At 36.0% G+C, this 545-nt stretch carries 1 pseudogene; it reads right to left on the reverse strand.

Features of this window, described 5'->3' with window-relative positions:
* Positions 1–228 precede the first annotated feature (228 nt).
* Positions 229–545 (reverse strand): annotated as a pseudogene (gene msrA, locus J5M58_RS26035) (peptide-methionine (S)-S-oxide reductase MsrA); the annotation flags it as partial.

Genomic DNA, 545 nt, shown 5'->3' on the forward strand with positions numbered 1-545 from the left:
ATAGTTTATATACTATATCGTTTTTATTTAAAAAATGTAGAGGCGGAACATGAAATTACCATATTTGGTAATTTCATGTTCGTTTTCATTCTGAAACTTTTTTCATTAGCCAATCTCTAATAAGACATTCCGATTGATAAAAACAATATACTGAAGTTGAATAAAACATAAAAGAGCTAAAATTATCATATATGATAATTTTAGCTCTTTTGCTTATTTCCAAATACTTTCGATAAACGTGTCGCGACCTGAAAGTCCGCGGTAACGTTTATAATGTTCTGGATCCTTCTTGTAGAAATCTTGATGATATTCTTCAGCAGGATAGAATGTGCTTGCAGGCTCGATTTTTGTCACGATGTCTTTTTTGAATCGGCCGCTGGCTTGCAAGGCTGCTTTTGAAGCTTCCGCAATCTTTCTTTGTTCCTCGGAATGATAGAATATGACTGGGCGGTATGAATCTCCACGGTCCACGAATTGTCCCATTGCATCCGTTGGATCCGTTTGTTGCCAGTAGACTTCTACGAGTTTTTCATAAGGGAATACTT

This window comes from Pseudomonas sp. 32_A, from assembly GCF_017490905.1.
GTDB classification, from domain to species: domain Bacteria; phylum Pseudomonadota; class Gammaproteobacteria; order Pseudomonadales; family Pseudomonadaceae; genus Aquipseudomonas; species Aquipseudomonas inefficax.